This window comes from Undibacterium sp. Dicai25W (assembly GCF_049340505.1).
Lineage (GTDB): Bacteria > Pseudomonadota > Gammaproteobacteria > Burkholderiales > Burkholderiaceae_D > Undibacterium > Undibacterium jejuense.
The window spans coordinates 42,770-61,382 of sequence record NZ_JBMPOQ010000010.1 but is presented as its reverse complement, the minus strand read 5'-3'; the positions used below and the strand labels follow the sequence as shown (position 1 = coordinate 61,382).

The window sequence follows — 18,613 nt, the reverse complement described above, 5'->3', positions numbered from 1 at the left end:
TTAATAAGATGCAAATTTATTCCGGTAAAGCGACTTGATTATCTGTACTGAATTGATAATCACGGAATACGTGTTCGGCACTCAATAACTGGTAACTACCGTCTGGTAATTTGCGGGTTGTATCTTTCAGGCGATACGTGGTTTGTCCGCAAGTCCAGCAATTGAAGTTACGCATGTGAGTGCACAGGCAAGTTTTGTCCATGACGACGACTTTTTTAGCGTCTGGATGCGCAGCCACTTCGCGGTTATACGAGGTGATATAAGCGCAGTTGCCATTGCCGTCGAGCAGGTAGCCATAGGATTCGCAACCCGGGCGGATGCCATCGCCAATCGCTGGTGTGTTTTTCAGCATGCGCATAGGGTAACCAGTTGGTGAGATATGATTGACTTCAATATCTTCTTCGCTGGCTTTAAAGTATTCTTGCTTTACATCCGCTGGCAAACCGCATTCATTGGTCACGGTAAAGCGCGTCGCTACCTGAACGCCGGACGCGCCGTTTTCGAGGAAAGACACTGCATCACTGCCGGTAAAAATACCACCGGCGGCAATCAACGGAATATCCAGATTTTCAGCTTTCAAATAAGCCACGATTTCGGTAATGATGGTTTGTAGATCATGTGTTGCCCAATCATCACCAAATCCTAAGTGACCGCCCGCCAATGGACCTTCAACGATCACATAGTCAGGCAAGCGATTAAGCTTGGCATTTTTACGCAAGAACAATTGCAAAGCGCGAACCGAAGATACGATGATGCCCAGTTTGGCTACCCGAAAACGTGGATGCTCAGCCATCAGACCAAACGAGCTCAAATGCAAGCCTGCACTTAAGGTAATGCCATCAATGCCAGCATCGAGTGCGGCCTCGAGGCGTACCTTTAAGGTTTCGCGCGGACCATTCATGGTCAGCTTTTCCATGCAGTTAACAAAGATCATGCCTGAGCCTTGTTTGGCTTCCATGGTTTTGCCGACGTGCATACGCGTAGCTTCCGCCAAATGCTCAAGATTGAATTTAATATCAGTCTTGTCGGTATTGTTAATATTGTATTTATAGAATTTGGTTTTTTCTTTGATGTAGCTGGTGTCAAAGCGGCGATCCGAGACATCATGCACCATCGCATCAGAAATGTGACCTATACCACCGAGGCGGGCAGCGACCAATGCCAATTCTGCCGTGGAAATATCAACGCCCATCCCACCAATCATGATAGGAACCAGTTCATCTTTGCCTAACTTCAGGCGGAAATCATCTACTCGTTTCATTGCTATCCTTGACACATTGAGCCTAAAGGTCACACCCAAATCCAGAGCTTATTTTATGGGCGAAGCCCGCATTCAGAATGAGGGCGACCCAGATTGTAAGCCAGGCGAGGGATGTCCTGTGAATAATTTAAAAGCGAAAATCAAGCTGATCGCCGTCTGAAAATGCTGAAAATATCGCCTTTTAAAATTGCAAATATTTTAATGTTCTTGATGTTGCGTACAGCTAGGCGATAAAAGCTGAAAAATAATCAGAGTTAGACTGTTTTCTCTAATTTTAGTTCCGGCATGAATTTTACATATCAGTCTGAATTTGTCCTCAAATATATTTTTAAGACTAAAATTTTTTATGCATTCTTGATGAGAATCAAACATATTCGGGCGAATTTTTCCAAAATCAGCGTGTATTTCTCGCATGGTGAATGTGCCTGAAAACTATGTCAGGGGAGTGACACTGAGCTAAATCTTTTCAATCGCACAAGAAACCAAGGTCTTCAGACCAGCTTACCAGCGCATTTTTTTCCATCCTGCTTGTTGCACGGGGTTCAAGAATGTCCAGGCCAGAAACCGGCTTTGTTTATTTCCCTGTGCCATATTGACTTCACGTAGTTCATGCACCTGGGCGCGCTTGAGCGCCGTTTTCAGTGGTGCTAAGTTGGCCGATTTTGACACCAGGCAAGTGAACCAAAAGCATTGGCCCTGAATATCTGCACTTTCTTTGATCATGCGTTCAATAAATGCAAGTTCACCACCCGGGCACCAGAGTTCAGCGCCCTGACCGCCGAAATTAAGCAGCGGTGCAGCCTCATCGGGGGCTGATAATTTTCCCAAATTACTCCATTTCCTTTGCGTGCCAGCCTGCGCTTCTGCCAATGACATATGAAAAGGCGGGTTACACATGGTCAGATCAAACCAGTCATCTTTGCTGACAATGTGCTTAAAAATCGCATTGGGATCATTTTGCAAGCGTAATGTAATCCGCTCACTCAATGCTTGATTGGTGTTCAGTATCTGCCGCACATTGTTGAGCGAGTCTTGATTGATGTCTGCAGCGACGAAGTGCCAGGCGTATTCCGCTACCCCAAGTAAGGGGTAAATGCCGCTGGCGCCGGTACCTATATCCAACACATCCAGACGTTTCTTTTTGGGATATTTTCCGTTATTGCTGTGTGAGAGAAGGTCAGCGAGGTAATGGATATAGTCAGCACGTCCGGGTATCGGTGGGCACAATTGACCTTCAGGAATGTCCCAGCCGATGATGCCGTAGTCACTTTTTAAGATCGCTGCATTCAGGGTTTTTACCGCCAACGGATCTGAAAAATCAATACTGGTACCACCATGTTGGTTATTGATGATGAAATCCTGCAACGCAGGGCTGGCTTGTGTTAACCGGGCAAAGTCGTACTGCCCCTGGTGGCGGTTCTTAGCGTGAAACGGTTGGACGGTAGTTGGCATTGATAGCGAGGAAAAGAGAATGTTTATCAGAGGCGACCTCGGTTAAGGGAGCCACCGCAACGCCATTGTAAGCCCAAGCCTGCTTTATCTTCAGATTCGGCTTAATCTTTATGGTTTGCATATGCGTAGAAAAAGCCTTCATTGCATGATTCGTATAAATACGACATTCCATTAGAGCGGGCTTTCTAATCTGTAACATTTTTTAAACTTTTCATGCCCCGGTCATAAAGTGCTGCGAGACTGCGGCATCCTTATCACAAAACATGGTCATTAACATCATGTTTTTTATATAACCAATTTTCATTTCTGGAGATGTACGATCATGAGACTTCGTTCGATTGCACTAGCTTGCTCTATCCTGGCGATTGCCACGGGTTGCAGCAAAAGTTCTACGCCCGCTGCAGCCTCACCGACAATAGTGAGTGTGAGTGGTGTTGCTTCTGCTGGGACACCATTAGTCGGCGTCGTAGTTAGTGCAACCGATGCAACCGGAGCAATCACAACGTCTGCTACAACTGATGCAAGTGGTCGCTACACGCTCAATTTGTCAGGTACCGCACCGTATTTGTTAACTACGCCATATAACGACGTAGACGGCACACCTGTTGTATTATCTGCAGCGATTAGCCCGACAGTCGCAGCCGGTCAGACTGTGGCTGTACAGGCTAATTTGAATCCTTTAACTTCGCTGATTTCTCAGCGTGTTTTGGGTAGCGTTCCGACGAGCAGCACTGTTGCCGGTTCTGCGGTCGCGACAATTTCTGCAACGCAGATTACTGCCGCTGAACAAGCGTTGAGTACCTTGTTGCAACCGGTTTATACTGCATTAAATATTCCTGCTTCCGAGACAACAGATCCTATCGGTTCTACTGCTTATAAAGCGGGTAGTGCTGATCCCCTGGACAATTTGTTTAACGTGACTAGCTTCAACGTCCATACTGGTCAAATCAGCGTAGGTACTGATGCGAACAATACGGTATTGAATGTTCCAGCGACAGGTGCTATCTCTGCAAGCGTTCCGGCAACTGCAGTGAGTTCAGTGGTTGCATTGGCAAACGGTGCGACGACGACGCCGATTACTAACGTGATCGTTGTGATTGGTGAAAACCAGACATTTGACGGTGTTTTCGGCGCTTACTCTGCACCGCAAGGCCAGACAGTGAAAAACTTGCTGTCCCAAGGCATCATCAATGCTGACGGCACGCCAGGTCCTAATTTTGCTTTGGCGATGCAAAATCAGGCAGCGAATCTCAGCACCTATAGCATCACGCTTACCCGTACAACAGCGTACACAAACTTACCGCAACCTTTGCAAATTGGTGAATTGGTTCCAACTAAAACTGGTTTAGTGACACAGGGTGGTACACCTGATCCAAAATTCCCGGCTAATTTGCCAAATGGCCCATTTCAAATCACCAAATACGTTCCTTACGGTGTGACTATGGCCAATCCTATCGGAACGACGACGGGTGATCCAGTGCACCGTTTCTTCCAGATGTGGCAGCAAACTGGCGGTGACAATTCTAAATTGGATATGTTTACATGGATTTCTAATTCAGTTGGACAGGGCGGCGATACGACTGGCATCACGCCAGCGAACCCATCGCAAGGTGGTGAGCTGATGGGCTTCTTCAATATGAATACAGGTGATGCACCTTACTTCAAATTCCTTGCACAGAACTATGCAATGAGTGACAACTATCACCAATCGATTCTTGGTGGAACTGGTGCTAACTTCTTTGCAATTGCGACGGCTGACGTACCATACTTTAATGTTGCCGGTGCAGTTGCCGTGCCGCCAGCGACGCAAATTGAGAATCCTAATCCCCTGTCCGGTACAGCGAATTTCTATACCAGAGACGGCTATAGTGGCGGCTCTTACGTGAATTGCTCAGATGCTACCCAGCCCGGCGTTGCACCAATTTTGGCTGCACTTGCTGTCAAAGGTGTAAAGAGTAATTGCGATGCTGGTAAATACTATCTGGTCAATAACTATGGACCGGGTTATGACATGAACGGCAATCCTCAGCCTATCGGCCCAAACAATTACAACTACCCGCCGCAGACAGTACCGACAATTGCCGAAGCGCTTGCAAGCAAAAACGTAACCTGGAAGTGGTACACAGGTGCACGTGACCTGGCCGATGTGACACAAGATGCATTAGCTTTTGGCGTTCCCGCACCGTATGCGCAAGTTGTTCAATATAATGCGATTGGCGATCCATTGGTTGCGTCCTCAAACGTGATGACAAATCCTAAGTTGAAGGCAGGTTTGGCGGGATTGACAACCTTCTTCTCCGATTTGAAAAGTAATAATTTGCCTGCAGTTTCTTTTGTTGTTCCGAAAAACCTGGATAGTGGACATCCTGGTTATTCAGTTGCAGCGAAATACGAATACTTCTTGCAAAATCTGATCGCTCAAGTACAGGCCAATAAAGCCTTATATGCGCATACTGCGATTATCGTAACGACCGATGAAGGTGGTGGTCACTTCGATACAGGTCCTATCCAGAACATTGATTTCTTTGGTGATGGCCCGCGTATTCCGTTCCTGATCGTTTCTCCGTATGCACGTACGAACTATATCGATCATACTTACCACGATCACTCTTCAATTTTGAAGTTTATTGAACGCAACTGGAAACTCCAACCTTTGTCAGCACGCAGCCGTGACAATCGTCCAAATCCAGTCAATACTGCTGCCGATCTGTATCGCCCAGCTAACTCGGCAGCATTGGGTGACCTGACAACGATGTTCAAGTTTTAAGTTGTAGCATTGAGTAGCAGCGGAGTGAATGCCTGGCATTGACTCCGTTTTTTGCTTTTTATTGAGGCTGTTAAGCGCGAAATATCAGAGATACACTGATTTCACAATAATGGTTTCATTAAGTAAGTTTAAGCAAGTTGAGCACTCTAAGTATTTTTGATTACGAAGGTAAGTTTGCATGTCTATACGAAGTAAGATTTTTTGTTCAATTTTTCTGTTGGCGCTGGCGGCTTGCCAGAAGCAAACCGAATCACAGCAAGTGGCAACAAACTCAGCGTCAGTAGCTACGACCCGCGCACAAACTGCGTCAGCATCAACATCAGCAGTCTCCGCAAGTCAGATCGCTACGCAACAGAAGAAAAGAATCTGGGTCCAATATCCTGATCCAAACACGCCGCTAAGTCCTGAAGCGAGTTTGGGGAAACAATTATTCTTCGACGCTACCCTTTCTGCTTCCGGCAAGATGTCGTGTGCGACCTGTCACGAACCTGATCATGCTTACGCTCCATCCAATAATCTGGCGGTGCAATTAGGCGGTTCTGACATGCAACAGCCGGGTACTCGTGCTGTTCCTTCTCTCCGCTATCTGGCATTTACGCCAAAATTTACTCGGCATTTTTATCGCCCTTCAAGTGAAGGTGTAGAGGATGAAGGGCCAACCGGTGGCTTTACGCATGACGGTGCGGTTGACTCACTGGCGTTACAAGCGGCGATTCCTATTCTGGCCGCAAATGAGATGGCGAACTTAACTGCAGGGGGTTTCACAGAGCGACTGCGCCAAAGTCCTTCTGCGGCTGCTTTTATTAAGTTGTTTGGCGCGGATATGTTGCAACGTCCAGAGCAAGCCTTAGAGCGCGCAGGGGCAGCCCTGGAAGCGTTTCAAATGGAGGACTATAGCTTTCATCCTTACACAAGTAAATATGATGCGGCAGTATCCGGTGAGACGCAGTTAAGTGACGCTGAAATGCGAGGCTTCATTGTCTTTAATGATGTACACAAAGGTAATTGCGCCAAATGCCACACCAATCAGATCGGGCCCGGTGGTCGTCCGGCACAATTTACTGATTTTGAATTTGAAGCAATCGGCGCGCCACGCAATGCCGAGATTCCTGCAAATAAAAATCCAGCCTATTTTGATCTTGGTATTTGTGGACCTGCGCGCAAAGATCTCATTAAAGAAACTAACTATTGCGGCATGTTTAAAACACCGACTTTACGTAACGTCGCAACACGTCAGGTTTTTTTGCACAATGGTGTTTTTAAAAGTCTCGATGATGTGATTCATTTTTATGCCGAACGCGATAGTAAACCAGAAAAATGGTTTCCTAAGTCGCACGGAAAAACCGAACTCTACAATGATCTTCCAAAAAAGTACCGTGAAAATGTCGACCATATCACAGCACCATTTAATCGCAAAAAAACCGATGGCCCAGTCATGACCGAAGCCGAAATGCAAGACTTGTTAGCATTTCTGAAGACGCTTGATGATGGTTATCGAAAAGTAGGGCATTAAAATAATCTGGAATTTAAGACGCAGGCATCTCAAAACGGTAACCAACCCCATACACAGAATTAAGGCACTCTGATTCTGGCAGCTTGCTTTGAATTTTTTTACGGATATTTTTAATGTGAGAATCGATGGTTCTGTCATTGATATCGCGTTGGTCTTCATGGGCAATATCAAGCAAATGCTGGCGTGAAAAAACACGACTTGGGTGGCTGACCAGTTCTGATAGCAGGCGGAATTCAACTGGAGTCAGAGCTAATGCGCTGCCGTCGACTAAGATTCTTTGCTCTGCTTTTTCTATATAAAAGCGATTTTCTGGCGCTGCTTTGAGAGTGCTATGGCGTAGATGTATTTTTGCTCGTGCCACTACTTCGCGCGGACTGAAAGGTTTGCAGACATAGTCATCCGCACCGACCTCTAATCCCAATAAACGATCGACTTCCTCAACTCTGGCGGTCAACATAATGATGGGAAGCTGGCTAAATTTTCGGATTTCCTGGCAAACCGAAATGCCATCCAATTCGGGTAACATGAGATCAAGCAATAGCAGGTCAGGCGTGCTTCTTCGAACGGATTCGAGTCCTGACCTGCCATCGTGTAGCTGTTCGACCAGATAACCGCTGGCAATAAAATAATCCTTTAACAGCGCAGCAATTTTTAGATCGTCTTCAATGATTAAAATACGTTAAACTGGATTTCCCATTATTATCTTTCTACTTAATCAAAGGCAGGCGGATTACAATTTTTAAACCACCTATGTCAGAGGGCATGGCGTCAATTTCACCATGATGCGCAGCCACTAAAGCGCGGCATATAGATAAACCAAGACCACTACCACCATGGGCGCGACTGCGTGCCTGATCGACACGGTATAAGCGGTCAAATAGCAAGGCATGGGTATGTGGTGGAACGCCTGGCGCACTATCTTCGATACTAATTTCAACCAGGTGATGGCTGCTTGTCACGCTGCATCGTAGTTGGCCGGGGCTATTTGTGTAGCGTATGCTATTTTCCAGCAAATTGCTGATGACTTGCGTCAGGCGAACCACACCTGCGTGAACAAATAATGGTTCATGCGGCAGTATTTTTTGCACGCTGATCTGTGCTTTCTCTAAACGTAGGGTGTAGCGTTGTATTGCTGAATTGACTAAATTAACGATATCAATCCTGGCAAACTCGTAGCGCAAATCACCGGCATCGGCGAGTGTTAATTGGCGTACGTCATCGACCAATTTATTGAGATGAAGGACCTCAGAACGTAGTGATTACATGGCTTGCGGAGATGAGACACGAACACCATCGATCAATGCTTCTATTTCACCAAGAATAACGGTCAATGGTGTTCGCAATTCATGTGAAATATCAGCCAGCATCTGTCGCCGTTGAGTCTCATTTTGCTGCAAAGAACGTGCCATACCATTAATGTCTTTGGCCAAATCACCAAGTTCATCGCGACTGACAATTTCTACACGCGCTTGAAATTGCCCTTTGGCGATACGCTTAGTGACTTGATGCAGTGACTTCAATGGTCGTAATAAGTGCCGCGCAAGATATATTGAAAAAATGAGTGCGAATACAATTAAAGCCGTGGCTAACCAGATTGTTTGTCGGATTTGAATACGGACGAAATCGAGCCCATTTGCATTCGAAATATTGCGTAAGGGGGCGAGCCGTAAGCGACCAATAATGTGTTTATCGTAGACTATGCTTTGCCAACTCCCATCAGGTGCCGTGGCGACATCTTTGGGACCGATAATGACCTTACCTTGCGCATCAATCAGTGACAGCCTTTGCGCGAACCCGGTTGGATCTGGCGGCGGACGTTGTTCGGGTGGTATTTCTGGAGGTGGAATATTCAATACTTCGCTATCGTCGCGTGGTCTCGGTGGTGGCTGGCGGTGGTTTGGATTGTCATTTTCTTTTGGGCGATGCGAGCGCAATTGGTCAAGTACATCGCGCATGTTTCTGCGGTCATGATAGAAGCGATCAAAATTACCGTTTTGTCGATAATCTTCCGCCAACAATTGGCTGAGTTTGTTCAAATCTTGTTGTTCCAGTTCGCTCAGATACGAAATAAAACCGCGCTTTAAATTCTGGCTACTAACCCATGCCATTGTTCCTATACATAAAATCACGATAGCAGTGATTGCAATCGCGAGCTTTTTGGCAATGCTTAATTGCATAAAGGAATATATTTAAGTAGTTAAAAAGATTTTTTATCGTCCACGCTGCGCATGATGGTACATAGTAAATCTTAATTGTGAAGAAAAATAGCAATTAAAATATTTTTAAAAATAAGTTATTTGGGCCGTAAAAAGTATGTCAAAAAATTCTCAATAATTCGTTTTTTCTCCATTTTATCTCCATATTTTTGATGCATTGTTGCAAGCATGCGCCTCAATGTGCGCTGCGTACTGCATATGAACATGTACGCTTATTTTCACGCGCATAGATGGAGGCTACGAATGGACCAGAAAAAACGGAGTTGGAAGTTTGGCAAACAATTATTGACGCTAAGCTTTCCCTTAATGAGTTTAAGTGCCTGTGGCGGCGGAGGTAGCAATAGTACTCAGGCGGCAACAGATACAACGACTGCCATAACCAGTACGTCCGCATCAGCCGGTACCACCTCAAGCGTGGCGGCTCCCGTACCACAAGCGAATAGTGAAGGTACCGTGCTCACTAGCAGCACCTCTGGCAGCATTGATCTTAGTAATGCATTTTTTCAAGCATTCGGTAATGGTCGTAGCTGTGCCAGCTGTCATCAGGAAAATCAGGCGTGGAGTATTCGTCCGGATGTCTTGCAACAGCGTTTTGCCAATACTAATGGTACCGATCCTATTTTTAATTTAGTTGATGGCGCTACCTCACCGAATGATGTCGTCGCAACGCTGGATCAAAAACGCCTCGCATATAGTATGTTGCTGACCAAAGGCGTGATACGCATTGGTTTGCCAATTCCCAATGGTGCTCAATTTACGTTGACGGCTGTCGATGATCCTTATAATTTTGCCGGTGCATCTCAGCTTTCTTTGTTCCGTCGACCTTTGCCAACGACGAACTTAAAATTTGAAAGTACGGTGATGTGGGATGGTCGCGAAACGTTCACCAATCCGCAATCTAATTTATGCATTAAAGACGCTAACCCCGCATCATGTTTTGCGACGGCTGATTCTGATCTGTTGAATCAGGCAAACACCGCCGTGATTACTCATGCCCAATCACCGCAAGGATTGACCGCGGCGCAGCAACGCTCGATTGCTAATTTTGAAGAGTCCTTGTTCACCGCGCAACTTACCAGCACGCGTGCCGGTAGCCTGACTGATGCGGGTGCAAAAGGTGGAGTGGTTGCTTTAGTCGCTGCCAATTATTATTTTGGTATCAACGATATTAGTGCAGGAGATTATCAGACTGGTGCGGCTTTCAATCAGAATGTAATGACCATGTATAGTACCTGGATCGGTTTAGATGCGCCTACACCGGGTGGGCAAGGTCAGCCTCCTGTAGCGCCGACCGCAGTCAATGTGCTGCGAGCATCCATCGCACGCGGTGAGCAAATTTTCAATACTAAGCCAATCAACATTGCTGGCGTAGCCGGTTTCAATGGTCAGTTGCGCACTTCATTACAACGCGGTACTTGCGCCAGTTGTCACAGCACACCTGCAGTGGGTACGCAATCTGTGCCGCGTCTGTTTAATACCGGGGTAGCTGCAGCGAATTTGCGTACATCTGATATGCCCTTGTACACGCTTAAAAATACAATAACCGGAGAAGTGATTCAGACGACTGATCCTGGTTTTGCGTTGACAACGGGACAGTGGGCTGATATTGGCCGTTTCAAAGTTCCCGCTTTACGGGCTTTGGCTGCACGTGCACCTTATTTTCATAATGGCTCCGCGGCAGATATTCCTGGTGTGATCCGATTTTATGACAGGCGTTTTAATATTGGTTTTACGCCACAAGAAGTCAATGACCTGACCGAATTTTTGAAAGTACTTTAATCTTAAAAAAAACCGGAATTGCGATAATTGCAGTTCCGGTTTTGGAATTTGGTGATTGCAGATTACGCTGAATAAAAACAGCGTCCACAAACATGCTGGTAACGTTCATTGCCGCCGATATCAATTTGTTCGCCGGACTTCATACGTTTTCCGCTGGTATCAACGCGAATATTCATAGTCGCTTTTTTTCCGCAAGTACAGATATTTTTTAACTCTTCTATCGTATCGGATAAAGCTAATAAGTACGTAGAACCCGGAAAAGGTTCGCCCAAAAAATCACTGCGTATGCCATAACAAATCACAGGAACGCCGCGCACATGTGCGAGTTGATGTAATTGCCTTACCTGTTCTGGCGTCAGAAATTGCGCTTCATCCACCAACACGCAATTGACTTGTGGCGCTTCTTTGAAAAAATTAAATTGGCTATCAAAAACTGCCGCCTCGCGTTGTGGACCTAAGCGCGAAGTGACCTTGCCTACGCCATACCGATGATCAATTGCTGCCGTGTATAAATGGACACTCTGCCCTTGCTCTTCATAGTTATGTGCAACTTGCAATAGAGCAGTAGATTTACCTGCGTTCATTGCAGAGTATCTGAAGTAAAGCTTGGCCACGGTTGGGTCCTTAAATTTTTATCGACGGGTGCATATTGTAACGTTATGCCAGAATTTCAAGAGCTTTGATTGCATTAAAAAAAGCAAAAAAAATGTCTTGAAATCGAAAAAAATCACCTTATCTTTGACTCAGCAGATGCTCAATCGAGGTCTGCTGAAAATAATTTATATCGCTTCTTTCTAAAAGGATATCACCATGCGTAATTTTGACTTTGCCCCTTTATACCGCTCCGCTATCGGTTTTGACCGTCTGGCACAATTGTTTGACGATGCCCAACGCAACGATGCAGCACCTAGTTACCCACCTTACAATATCGAGTTAATTGCCGAAGATAAATACAGCATTACCATGGCTGTTGCTGGCTTTGACCGCAGTGAAATCGAGATTGAAAGTGAGCGCGATACGCTCAAAATTGTGGGACGCAGACACAAGGATGAAATACAAAAAAATTATCTGCATCGTGGTATCGCTTCACGCGATTTTGAACACCGTTTCCGCTTAGCTGATCATGTGAAAGTCGTTACAGCTAGCATGAACAATGGCTTGCTGACGATAGAATTGGTGCGTGAAGTACCTGAAGCCTACAAGCCACGCCGGATTCAAATTGATGGCGACAATCTGCAACTGGTGCAAAGCCAGGCGGCGTAAATCTGAAGTTCCTTTTTCCAGGTAATTTTTACTTGGGGAAATAAATAAAAAGCATGGCGTACGCAACGCCATGCTTTTTTTGTTGCTCGTTACTTTTCAACATTTTTGCGTATTCAGCGGCGTCAAAACTATTCTTTTTGGTTGTTTATAAGAAATAGATTCCGTAAATAATCAGATGCTTACTTGTTCAACTTGGTTTTACATTCTCTTACGAAATATTTATGTATCTTTTTTAGCATTTTTGAAAAAAATGCATGAAAAATTATTTATTAAGCCACAATCTGGTTAATATACTGTTATAAGTATTGTCGAATAGTTCATTTTTTACGCGTTAGCAAATTTTTTTTGGACTAACTTGTGTGCAGAAAAATAAGTGTGTGAAATAATGTAATCGAGTTTTATCGATGATTCATCAAAGTCCATTCCGGTGTTCGGTGAATTCGATGCTTGATGACTGAAGTTGAATAAGCTTAATTTCTCGCTGATTGGTGTTTCTCTTGCTAATAGGGAAAGTGGTCAGATTCTGGAAGTACTTGCATAAAACGTCAGGAAAGGATGTCGTATGTCCAAGACCATCATGGTAGTAGATGATTCAGCATCGGTGCGCCAAGTCGTTGGCCTTGCTTTAAAAGGGGCTGGCTATACCGTGATTGAAGGATGTGACGGTGTCGACGCCTTATCCAAACTCAAAGGTCAAAAAGTTCACCTGATTATCTCCGACGTTAATATGCCCAATATGGACGGTATTAGCTTTGTGACAGAAGTGAAAAAACTCGCCGCCTATAAATTCACCCCGGTGATTATGCTCACCACTGAATCACAAGAAAACAAAAAATTGCAAGGTCAGGCAGCTGGCGCAAAAGCATGGGTGGTCAAACCTTTTCAACCAGCACAAATGCTGGCGGCAGTCTCTAAACTGATCTTACCTTAAACGAGGTTTGCCATGATTAGCCAGTCGATTGAGGGTGAATTAACCATTTATACGGCAGCCATTGAAAAGCAAAGGCTGATTAATTTTCTCGATTCAGAGGTTGGTCCAGACCGTGAACTGGAACTCAATTTATCGCAAGTATCAGAGATGGATACGGCTGGCTTACAAGTATTAATTTTGATGAAAAATGAAGCCAGACGTCGCGGCAAAGTTTTGCATTACGTGATGCATAGTAAAGCGGTGTTAGACATTTTAGAAATTTCAAACATGACCGCTCACTTCGGTGATCAAGTCGTATTAACTTAAAGCTTAAATATTTTTCAGATTCATTCGATTCATCGGACTCATAACATTCATAGCATTCATAGCATTCGTTTTACCGGATAACCGACATACCATCTCAAGTACCTGAAGCACAGCATTCCATAGGAATATAGGCGGAGGATTGAATGAGTTTCGATTTTGAAATGAAAGCTGCGCTGGAAACGTTTATCGTTGAAAGTCGCGATTTGTTGCGGGATATGGAAGATTTGTTGCTGAGCCTCGAACACAGCGATGACTCTGTTGATGCGATCAATGCTATTTTCCGTGCTACACACACCATCAAAGGCTCCTCCGGCTTATTTGGACTAGATCACGTTGTGCGTTTTACCCATGTGCTTGAAAGCTTGTTAGACAAAGTCCGTGATGGTGATATTCCGATTTCTTCTCAATTAGTTGCTGTTCTCCTACCTTGCTGTGATCATCTTGGTTTGCTGATAGACCGGATTGCTGCTGGTGAATTGGGTGACGCCATTGATTTAGCTGCGGCAGGGGCACAACTACATCTTCAGTTAGGACAGTTTCTCGATCAGAAACCAGATGGATCGACCGATCATGGTCGGCTTGCTCACCATCGACACGACGAGGCAAACCCGGCAAGTCGCACGGAAGGTGAGGCAGTGGATGCGGGTAACTGGTACTTATCTTTACGTTTCGGCCCTGATTGTCTGCGTAATGGCATGGATCCCCTCTCTTTTATTCGTTACCTGAGCACCTTAGGTGATGTCGTTCACCTGATTACTCTTAGCAACGATTTGCCTGAGGCAGAAGACATGGATCCTGAGACCTGTTATCTGGGTTTTGAGGTCGTCTTAAAAAGTAATGCAACAAAAGAAGCGATAGAAAATGTCTTTGAGTTCGTCAATGAAGACAGTGTGATTCGCATCGTTCCACCAAATAGCAAAATTGACGAGTACATAGAAATCATCAATGCGCTGCCGAATGATGATGAATTGCTTGGCGAGATTTTGATCAAGAGCGGTGTACTGACCAAAAATGAATTAGAAACTTGTTTGCAACTGCAGAAGCAAAGAAAAGAAAATCTGTCACCAGAAGATCGCGCATCGCAATTACCTATCGGTGAAATTCTAGTGAAAGAGGAGATGTTACAAGCGCCGGTGTTAACTGCGGCGCTCAACAAGCAGCAACAGGTGAAAGACTCTAAGGCGCGCGAACGACAAAGCATTCGTGTCGATGCTGAACGGCTCGATAAATTAATTGATCTGGTGGGCGAGCTGGTCATCGCTGGTGCTGGTGCAAATTTACGTGCAAGTAAGACGGCTGACATTGCATTATTAGAATCTACTAGTGAGGTGATGCGTCTGGTCGAAGAAGTCCGCGATAGTGCCTTGCAATTGCGCATGGTGCCTATCGGAACGACCTTCAGTCGCTTTCAGCGTGTGGTCAGAGATGTCAGTATGGAATTGGGTAAAGACATCGTGCTTGAGATTTCTGGTGGTGATACAGAAGTCGACAAATCTGTCGTTGAAAAAATTGGCGATCCGTTGATGCATTTAGTTCGCAATTCTATGGATCATGGCATAGAGTCTTCTGCCATACGGCTCGCCAGAGGCAAGCCTGCACAAGGGATTTTACGCCTGAATGCGTATCACGAATCTGGCAGCATCATCATTGAAGTCAGTGACGATGGTGGCGGTTTGAATAAAGACAAAATTCTTGCAAAAGCGGTCGAACGCGGTTTAGTCGCACCCAATACTAACCTGAGTGACAGAGAAATATACGCACTGATATTTGAGCCCGGATTTTCAACGGCCGATCAGGTGTCCAATTTATCTGGCCGTGGTGTCGGTATGGATGTGGTCAAACGTAATGTCAATGCCCTCAGAGGTACCATCGATATCGATAGTGAAATGGGCATCGGTGCCACGATGCGCATACGCCTGCCGCTGACCCTGGCCATCATTGATGGATTTTTGGTCGGGGTTGGTACCTCGTCGTTTGTCGTCCCTCTCGATCATGTGATTGAGTGCCTGGAATTACCTAAGGATAACCAAGATCTTGATTACATGGATTTGCGTGGCGAAGTGTTGCCGTTCATCCGTTTGCGTCATCTGTTTGATATTGAAGGCGATGTGCCGCGCCGTCAAAACGTTGTCGTGGTTGGCTACGGTAATACCAAAGCGGGATTGGTGGTTGATCGTTTGATGGGTGAATTTCAAACAGTGATTAAACCTTTAGGCCGATTGTTTAACCACGTTAAAGGTTTAGGTGGTTCAACAATTTTAGGTAGTGGTGAAGTGGCGTTAATACTAAGTATCCCAGCCATGACACAACTCTACACAGCACAAGAACAGAGGAAGCATTTGACTTCCAGTATGTCAGTCATTGGAAATTCCAAACAGGTTCAGGAAGTTTAAAAGAATACTTTTAGTTCATAGTGAATGTTGTTCCCCGAAGAAAGGAAGCACAGATGAAATCGCTCTTAGAATCCTTGAAAATGTGGCAGAAATTTTCACTCGTCGGCTTATTTGTCATAGCCTTATTTGGCTTGCCATTTGCGTTGTATCTTCGAGCGGCGAATCAGGAGGTACATGATTCCGACTTTGAAAAAATGGGTGCTCATTCTTTGGAGCCCGCTACTAAGCTTTTGCAATTGGCGCAACGCCATAGTCTGCAAAATCAGACCCTCATTAATGGTGACAAAAATGCGAGATCTCTGCGCGACGGTACGGCACAGGAATTTAATACTGAGATTGATGCGATACAGGCTTATAGCAAACAATATCCCGAGCTGACCCTCGATGAAAAAATCAACCAGTTAAAGCAAATCTGGACTACTACCATTGGAGAACAAGATAACCAAAATTTAGAGCAAAATCGGGAAACGCATGGAAGATTAATTGGTAAAATTTTTGAATTGATAGAGACGATTTCTGATAATGGAAACTTGCTCTTAAGCCCAGATGCAGGCACGTTTTATCTTGCTACCATGGGTAGTGATAGTGTCGTCAGATTGACAGAAAACTTCCGCATAGCGAGAGCAATCGGCGTTGATGCCTTGGTCAATAAAGCACTCACTGATTCAAATAGAGGAAAGCTCGCGGCAAATAATGCAGTCATTGCTGATCATGTCGTCAGAAATGAAAGGAATTTTTCTAAACTCATTGCTGTCGATAATATCTACAAAGATGCACTTAGTAGCAAAATGGAGGAACAGAAAATTCGCGCCAAAGAGGCTGCGCAGCTTACGGCTGAAAAATTACTGGATGCCAAAACATTCGATATTGAAGCGCCTGCTTATGCACAAAAAATCTCAGCAATCATTGACTCGACGCACGATTTAGAGCGTTTAGTGATCAAAGAATTAGTCAGACGTACTGAGGATCGGAATAAGCAATTGAAATCGCAACGCATGCTTACTGTCGGTGCGTGCCTGTTGATGTTTTTGGTTGTCGTATTATTGGCGTGGTTCATGATTAAGATGGTGATCCGTCAAATCGGTCAGGAACCTACTGATGTGGTTGAATATGCAAACCGCGTGGCATCCGGAGATTTTTCTGCTGAATTGAAATTAGCTGACAATGATATTTCCAGTATTGCTGCTAACCTGGCAGCTATGGTAGGTAATATACGCGCTCGCATGGATGAATCGGAAATCGTCGCCAAAGAAAATTTGCGGATTAAAATTGCGCTCGATAATTGCGCAACCAACGTCATGATTGCTGATCCTGATCGCAATATCATTTACATGAACAAGTCCATAGGAGACATGCTGACAGCGGCGGAAGCTGACATTCGTAAAGTGCTGCCAAATTTCAATGTGTCGAAATTGATGGGTTCAAATATCGATCAGTTCCATAAAAATCCCGAACATCAAAAAACCATGCTGGGTAGCTTTACCAGCAATCACAAAGCACAAATCGTGGTCGGTGCGCGTACCTTTGCCTTATCTGCAAATCCGGTCATGAGCGATAAAGGCGAACGCTTGGGCAGCGTGGTGGAGTGGGTAGACCGTACTGCCGAAGTTGCGATTGAAAAAGAAGTTGGCAATATTGTTGAGCAAGCAGTGGCCGGTAACTTTACAACCCGTATTGTTGAAGAAGGTAAAACCGGCTTCTTCGGTAAACTCAGTGCTGACATTAATCGTTTGATGGCAACCAGCGATGAGGGTTTGAATGAAGTATTGCGCGTTCTGGCTGCAATATCCAAAGGTGATTTAACGCAAACTATCGATAAAGATTATGAAGGTACTTTCGGTGCCTTGAAAGCATCTAGTAACGAAACGGTTGATCGTTTGTCGCAAATTGTGACTGACGTAATTAACGCCACAGATGCTTTATCTAACGCCTCTGAGCAAGTGAGTGCCACTTCACAAGCTTTATCGCAAGCGGCGAGTGAGCAGGCTGCCAGTGTTGAAGAAACCAGTGCCAGCATAGAACAGATGGCAGCGGGTATAAATCAGAATGCAGAAAATGCCAAAGTTACCGATGGTATCGCAGGTAAAGCAGCGAAAGAAGCGACTGAGGGAGGTGTCGCTGTCAAACATACCGTATCGGCAATGAAAGAAATCGCTTCGAAGATTGGCATCATTGATGACATCGCCTACCAGACAAATATGCTGGCATTGAATGCGGCGATTGAAGCGGCTCGTGCGGGTGAGCACGGTAAAGGCTTTGCAGTGGTTGCGGCAGAAGTACGTAAGCTGGCTGAACGCAGTCAAATTGCAGCCAAAGAAATTGGCGACCTTGCGGGTGGTAGCGTTAAGACGGCAGAACGTGCAGGTGAGTTGATTGACGAAATTGTCCCAGGCATTGGCCGCACCTCGGATTTGGTACAAGAGATCGCGGCCGCATCGCAAGAACAGTCTGCAGGTGTATCGCAAATTAATACCGCGATGAACCAGATGAATCAAATTACACAGCAAAATGCTTCATCGAGCGAAGAGCTGGCAGCAACTTCTGAAGAAATGACCAGTCAGGCTGAACAGTTAAAAGATCTGGTTGGCTTCTTTAAAATCGCGCAAGACAGTCATCGTCCTCATGCCGTTGAAATTAAATCAGTCCGGCATGGATCGAATACTTCAAAACGTGGCCGTATCGTCGCCGTAGCTGGAAATAATATTGATGAAGCTAAGTTTGAGCGCTTCTAG

General features: G+C 45.2%; 14 protein-coding genes. 8 read left to right on the top strand and 6 right to left on the bottom strand.

Going from position 1 to position 18,613, the window contains the following annotated elements; translation table 11 throughout:
* Nucleotides 1-16 precede the first annotated feature (16 nt).
* Nucleotides 17-1,261: a nitronate monooxygenase gene (locus tag ACO0KY_RS12715; protein WP_423046556.1), complete on the bottom strand. Its 1,245-nt coding sequence runs from the start codon at nucleotides 1,259-1,261 to the stop codon at nucleotides 17-19.
* Between the two features lie 501 nt (nucleotides 1,262-1,762).
* Nucleotides 1,763-2,713 (bottom strand): 23S rRNA (adenine(1618)-N(6))-methyltransferase RlmF, encoded by a 951-nt coding sequence (gene rlmF / locus ACO0KY_RS12710; protein ID WP_423046554.1) that lies wholly within the window; start codon nucleotides 2,711-2,713, stop codon nucleotides 1,763-1,765.
* 322 nt (nucleotides 2,714-3,035) lie between these two features.
* On the opposite strand from rlmF, the gene ACO0KY_RS12705 reads away from it, so the two are divergent.
* Together ACO0KY_RS12705 and ACO0KY_RS12700 are read left to right on the top strand one after the other, a co-directional pair.
* On the top strand, nucleotides 3,036-5,480 hold the full coding sequence (locus tag ACO0KY_RS12705) for an alkaline phosphatase family protein (RefSeq protein ID WP_423046552.1): 2,445 nt from the start codon (nucleotides 3,036-3,038) through the stop codon (nucleotides 5,478-5,480).
* A 178-nt stretch (nucleotides 5,481-5,658) separates the two neighbouring features.
* Nucleotides 5,659-6,993 carry a cytochrome-c peroxidase gene (locus ACO0KY_RS12700; RefSeq protein WP_423046550.1) on the top strand — a complete coding sequence of 445 codons (1,335 nt, stop codon included), beginning with the start codon at nucleotides 5,659-5,661 and terminating at the stop codon, nucleotides 6,991-6,993.
* Nucleotides 6,994-7,006: 13 nt separating this feature from the next.
* Here the strand turns inward: ACO0KY_RS12700 and ACO0KY_RS12695 are convergent, their stop codons facing one another.
* Genes ACO0KY_RS12695 through ACO0KY_RS12685 form a run of 3 tightly spaced genes read right to left on the bottom strand, consistent with a single transcriptional unit; the run spans nucleotide 7,007 to nucleotide 9,170 of the window.
* A complete protein-coding gene (locus ACO0KY_RS12695; RefSeq protein ID WP_423046686.1) occupies nucleotides 7,007-7,660 on the bottom strand; it encodes a response regulator in 654 nt (217 codons plus the stop codon).
* Between the two features lie 40 nt (nucleotides 7,661-7,700).
* Nucleotides 7,701-8,219: an ATP-binding protein gene (locus tag ACO0KY_RS12690; protein WP_423046548.1), complete on the bottom strand. Its 519-nt coding sequence runs from the start codon at nucleotides 8,217-8,219 to the stop codon at nucleotides 7,701-7,703.
* 33 nt (nucleotides 8,220-8,252) lie between these two features.
* Nucleotides 8,253-9,170: a HAMP domain-containing protein gene (locus tag ACO0KY_RS12685; protein ID WP_423046546.1), complete on the bottom strand. Its 918-nt coding sequence runs from the start codon at nucleotides 9,168-9,170 to the stop codon at nucleotides 8,253-8,255.
* Nucleotides 9,171-9,452: 282 nt separating this feature from the next.
* On the opposite strand from ACO0KY_RS12685, the gene ACO0KY_RS12680 reads away from it, so the two are divergent.
* Complete coding sequence (locus tag ACO0KY_RS12680) at nucleotides 9,453-10,988, top strand: cytochrome C (RefSeq protein WP_423046544.1); 1,536 nt, start codon at nucleotides 9,453-9,455, stop codon at nucleotides 10,986-10,988.
* Nucleotides 10,989-11,050: 62 nt separating this feature from the next.
* Here ACO0KY_RS12680 and ACO0KY_RS12675 read toward each other — a convergent pair whose 3' ends face one another.
* Complete coding sequence (locus tag ACO0KY_RS12675; protein ID WP_186913485.1) at nucleotides 11,051-11,602, bottom strand: thymidine kinase; 552 nt, start codon at nucleotides 11,600-11,602, stop codon at nucleotides 11,051-11,053.
* 196 nt (nucleotides 11,603-11,798) lie between these two features.
* On the opposite strand from ACO0KY_RS12675, the gene ACO0KY_RS12670 reads away from it, so the two are divergent.
* The 5 genes from ACO0KY_RS12670 to ACO0KY_RS12650 all read left to right on the top strand — a co-directional run bounded on the left by ACO0KY_RS12670 (nucleotide 11,799) and on the right by ACO0KY_RS12650 (nucleotide 18,613).
* A complete protein-coding gene (locus ACO0KY_RS12670) occupies nucleotides 11,799-12,251 on the top strand; it encodes an Hsp20 family protein (protein ID WP_423046541.1) in 453 nt (150 codons plus the stop codon).
* Between the two features lie 562 nt (nucleotides 12,252-12,813).
* Nucleotides 12,814-13,182, top strand: coding sequence for a response regulator (locus tag ACO0KY_RS12665; protein WP_186913487.1), 369 nt, complete (start codon nucleotides 12,814-12,816; stop codon nucleotides 13,180-13,182).
* A 12-nt stretch (nucleotides 13,183-13,194) separates the two neighbouring features.
* On the top strand, nucleotides 13,195-13,488 hold the full coding sequence (locus ACO0KY_RS12660) for an STAS domain-containing protein (protein WP_186913488.1): 294 nt from the start codon (nucleotides 13,195-13,197) through the stop codon (nucleotides 13,486-13,488).
* Between the two features lie 143 nt (nucleotides 13,489-13,631).
* Complete coding sequence (locus ACO0KY_RS12655; RefSeq protein ID WP_423046539.1) at nucleotides 13,632-15,881, top strand: chemotaxis protein CheW; 2,250 nt, start codon at nucleotides 13,632-13,634, stop codon at nucleotides 15,879-15,881.
* Between the two features lie 53 nt (nucleotides 15,882-15,934).
* A complete protein-coding gene (locus ACO0KY_RS12650; RefSeq protein WP_423046537.1) occupies nucleotides 15,935-18,613 on the top strand; it encodes a methyl-accepting chemotaxis protein in 2,679 nt (892 codons plus the stop codon).